This is a genomic window from Phenylobacterium sp., from assembly GCF_030693805.1.
Classification (GTDB): Bacteria; Pseudomonadota; Alphaproteobacteria; order Caulobacterales; family Caulobacteraceae; genus Phenylobacterium.
Map to the genome: position 1 here is coordinate 1 of NZ_JAUXZW010000170.1, position 3,968 is coordinate 3,968.

The window sequence follows — 3,968 nt, forward strand, 5'->3', positions numbered from 1 at the left end:
CCAACGGCCCAAGCGCGATCAGCGCCATCACATGGGTGACGCCGGCCTTGCCGAAGAAGCCGCCCGCCAGCGTGCTGGCGAGCGCCGTCGCCGCGGCGATGGCCAGCGCGATCAGGCCGTTGATCGTCGTGGCGCTGGCCACCAGCCGCTCGTTGAGCTCTGGCTCGCGCACGACCATCGACTGCAGGCCGAACGCTTCGATGCTGGAGAACAGGGCCAGGGTTGCAAGTCCGACGGCGAACACGCCCATCTCGGTGGGGGACAGCAGTCGCGCGACGATCACCGAAGCGATGAACTGGATGGCGAAGGCGGCCGTCTGGCCGGCCGCGCTCCATCCGATCGATCGGCGCACCGACATGAGGGTGGGCGTCCTGTCGGGCGGCTAGCCGACGCGCCGGGCGGCGCGGGCGCGAAGGGTCTCGCGCAGGATGTAGCTGGCGGTGCGCGGGGTGCGGAACAGACCCAGCATGGCGCTGGCGAAGTGGCCCTGCTGTTTGGCGTCGAGCACCCGGCGGAAATCGAGGTTCAGTTGCACCGCGTCGCGGTGGCGGCGCAGCGCTTCGGCGGCCTGCGGCTGATCGGCGGCCAGTCTCAGGAGGCGTTCGTCCGCTGCGGCAAGGGCGGCCAGATCGCCCACGCCGTGCGCTGCGCTCAACGAGTTCGCCCGTTCGATGGCGATGTAGCCGCAGGGCGGGGTGACGAAGAAGTCCGCGCCGCGCAACAGCGCCTCGGCATAGAGCACATAGTCCTCGCCCAGGCGGAGCGCGGGGTCGTAGGCCAGAACGTGACCGTCCAGGAAGGCGCGGCGGAAAAGCGGCTTCAGGAATCCCAGTTCGCGCCGGGGTCCGACCAGTTCGCTGAGGTTGCCCAGGACGAACGCCTCGGCGTCCATCCGAGTCGTCTGTTTGACGTCGATCAACGGCTCGCCGGAAGAATCCTCATCCCCGGCCACCTTCATGATCAGGCTGTCGGCCAGCATGTCCCAATGGGTGGGCGCAAAGGCCAGCAGCCGCGCGATGCGGTCAGGCTCGAGGTGATCGTCGGCGTCCAGGGCGCCGACCAGCGGCGCGTGGGAACTGGCGATCCCGCGGTTTCGGGCCTGGGCGGGGCCGAAATTGCGCGCCAGGCGCACCACCGACAGCCTGCCGCTACCATCGTCGCCCGCCTCGGCCGCCTCGGCTGTGCCGTCGGTGGAGGCGTCGTCCACCACCACTACTTCAGCGACCGGGCCTTGCGCCAACGCCGAGCGCACCGCGTGCGCGATGGTCGGCGCGGCGTCCTTGGCGGCGATGATCAGGGCGACGGGACGGTCGGATGACATGGCGGGTTCTGTAGGGAGTGCGGTGGGCGTGGGCGGCGGCATCTAGCGGACGAGCATCGCGTCCATCCAGCCCAACGCACCGTTGCGGTGCTGCTGGTCGTAGAAGGACAGAATGCGATAATCCAGGCCGACCAGCCATTTGAGCAGCTCGAGCGGGTCCTGCTGTTGTTGGTAGAGCTCCATGAAGGTCAGCTCGACCTTGATCAGGCCGATCTTCTTGGCTTCCAGCATCCGACGCGCGCCGCGCAGCACGGCGCCGTCGAATCCCTGGGTGTCGCTCTTCAGGATGTCGATCTCGTCGATGCCATGCTCGGCGCAGTAGCTGTCGACCGAGCGCACGGTGACGGTGTGCTGGCTCTCTACCCTGGACCAGCTTTCCCGACCCGGCTCAAGGAACGAACTCATGTCGCTGCCGGTGTAGTGGTTGAATTGCATTTCCGAGTCCGTTTCGCCCATCGCGAACGGATGCAGGTGGACCCCTGGACGCACACCGCGGCTGGCGAGTGCGAACGCGGCGGGATCGGGTTCGAAGGCGTGGATTTCACTGCGAGGAAACAGCGTGGTGAACAGCTTCAGCGATTGGCCCTCGTTCGCGCCGATGTCGAAGATCATCCGTCCTGGCGCGCCGAATCGCTCCAGGTCGGCGCGCGTCTCACGCCCGATCGGCAGAGGATTCGGCCGGCGCTTCACCTCAAGCCCCAGGCTCTGAAATCCAGCTTTGACCGCCGCCTTAAGCATCCACCGCTTTCCGCTCCCAGCAGGGGAGCCGCTGTTCAAGATCCGAACGTCCGCCACGAACCTGCGCAGTTGCACAGAAGTTCGCGGGATCGCAGCAGATTCAGCGGATCTTACACCTCGTGTATGAACATCACCCCAAGGCGGCCTTCATAAAGGCGCCCGCGCCGGGAGCCCGCCCTATGCCGCAATCGCCTTCGCCGCCCGTATCGCACGATCCGCCGCGGGGCATGGAGCCGCTGCTGCGCGTCGCCGCCAGATTCGGCCTGGCGGGGATCGCCAACACCGCCATCGGGCTGTCGGTCATCGCTGGGCTGGAGTTCGGATTGGGCCTGACGCCGGCCGCGGCCAACCTCGGCGGCTATCTGGTCGGTTGGGGTCTCAGCTACGTTCTGAATCGCAAGCTGGTGTTCCGCAGCGTCGCCGGCCATTCGACCACGGCCTGGCGCTATGTCGCCGCTGTGCTCGTCGCCTTCGCCGCCAACCAGGCCGTCGTGGCCTTGGCGCATCGCGTTCTGGCGCTGGACTGGGTCGCGGCCCTGCCGCTTCCGACCGCACTGGGTGCGTTGGGCGCGCAACTGTCCGGCATGGTCTGCTACACGGGCCTGGTGTTCGTGTTCTGCCGCTGGTGGGTGTTCGCCGATCGGTCGGCCGCCTATGGCCAGAATGAATTAAGATAACCGGCGTTAATCTTGGGGGCGCGGACGCGGCTCCGCGGGCGGAAAGAGCGGGGTTGCAGGCATGTCGGAGGCTGGCCAGGAGCTGATCTCCCTGCTTGTGCCCATGTACAACGAGGAGGCGGTGCTCGACCTGTTCTTCGAGCGCGTCGACGCAGCGCTCGCGGGGGTCGACTGCCGTTGGGAGTTCGTCTGCGTCAATGACGGCAGTCGCGACGCGACGCTCGCGCGCCTGGTCGCGCATGCCGCGGCCGACCCGCGCATCGTCATCGTCGACTTGACCCGCAACTTCGGCAAGGAGGCGGCGCTGACTGCGGCGCTCGATTTCGCCACCGGCGACGCCGTGGTGCCGATCGACGCCGATCTGCAGGACCCGCCCGAACTGATCGCCGCGTTCATCGAGAAATGGCGTGAGGGCTATGACGTCGTCTACGGCGTGCGCCGCGAGCGCCAGTCCGACAGCCCGGCGAAGCGGGTCACCGCGAGGCTGTTCTACAACCTGTTCAACCGGATCTCGGACACCAAGATCCCGGCGGACGTGGGCGATTTCCGGCTCATGGACCGCGACGTCGTGGAGGACATCAAGCGCCTGCCGGAACGCAACCGCTTCATGAAGGGCCTGTTCGCCTGGGTCGGTTATCGTCACGTCGGCGTGGAGTTCACCCGCACTGCGCGCGCCGCCGGGGAATCAAGCTGGAACTACTGGAAGCTCTGGAACTTCGCGATCGAAGGCATCACCAGCTTCTCCGCCGCGCCGCTGAAGGTCTGGAGCTACCTCGGCCTGTTCATCGCCATGCTCGGCTGCGCCTTTGCGGCGTTTCTGATCGTGTTCGCGCTGCTGGGTTTCGTACGGGTGCCTGGCTACGCCTCGATCATGGTTGCGGTCCTGGTGCTGGGAGGCCTTCAGCTCATGTCGCTGGGACTGATCGGCGAATACATCGGCCGCCTGTATATGGAGGCCAAGCAGCGGCCGCCTTACCTCGTGGCGCGCGTCTATGGACGTGGTGAGCCGCCGCAAGGCCGCCGCCGCCGCGTCGCGCCGCGTCTCGAGGCCTGAACCGTGCAGCCCCAAGCCTACGCCAACATGCGTGCGATGGAGGACCAGCACTGGTGGTTCGTCGGTCGCCGCGCCGTGCTTCGCAAGGTGCTGCGCTCGACATTCGGTGAGCGGCGCCTGTCGATCCTCGAGGCCGGATGCGGCACCGGCGGCAACCTGGGCCTGCTGGCCGAGTTCG

Annotated in this window: 5 protein-coding genes; 2 read left to right on the forward strand and 3 right to left on the reverse strand. The window is 67.2% G+C overall.

The window, feature by feature from the left end; all coding sequences use genetic code 11:
- The 3 genes from Q8M88_RS07100 to Q8M88_RS07110 all read right to left on the reverse strand — a co-directional run.
- Window positions 1–358: oligosaccharide flippase family protein (locus Q8M88_RS07100; protein ID WP_305595805.1), on the reverse strand; the 358-nt coding region annotated here is incomplete at its 3' end.
- A gap of 24 nt (window positions 359–382) precedes the next feature.
- Window positions 383–1,321 (reverse strand): glycosyltransferase, encoded by a 939-nt coding sequence (locus tag Q8M88_RS07105; protein WP_305595807.1) that lies wholly within the window; start codon window positions 1,319–1,321, stop codon window positions 383–385.
- 42 nt (window positions 1,322–1,363) lie between these two features.
- Entirely contained in the window at window positions 1,364–1,933 is a 570-nt protein-coding gene (locus tag Q8M88_RS07110) for an FkbM family methyltransferase (RefSeq protein ID WP_305595809.1), read from the reverse strand.
- Window positions 1,934–2,238: 305 nt separating this feature from the next.
- Between Q8M88_RS07110 and Q8M88_RS07115 the strand changes: the two genes are divergently transcribed.
- Together Q8M88_RS07115 and Q8M88_RS07120 are read left to right on the forward strand one after the other, a co-directional pair.
- Window positions 2,239–2,736 carry a GtrA family protein gene (locus tag Q8M88_RS07115; protein ID WP_305595811.1) on the forward strand — a complete coding sequence of 166 codons (498 nt, stop codon included), beginning with the start codon at window positions 2,239–2,241 and terminating at the stop codon, window positions 2,734–2,736.
- Window positions 2,737–2,797: 61 nt separating this feature from the next.
- Window positions 2,798–3,790: a glycosyltransferase family 2 protein gene (locus Q8M88_RS07120; RefSeq protein WP_305595813.1), complete on the forward strand. Its 993-nt coding sequence runs from the start codon at window positions 2,798–2,800 to the stop codon at window positions 3,788–3,790.
- Window positions 3,791–3,968 lie beyond the last annotated feature (178 nt).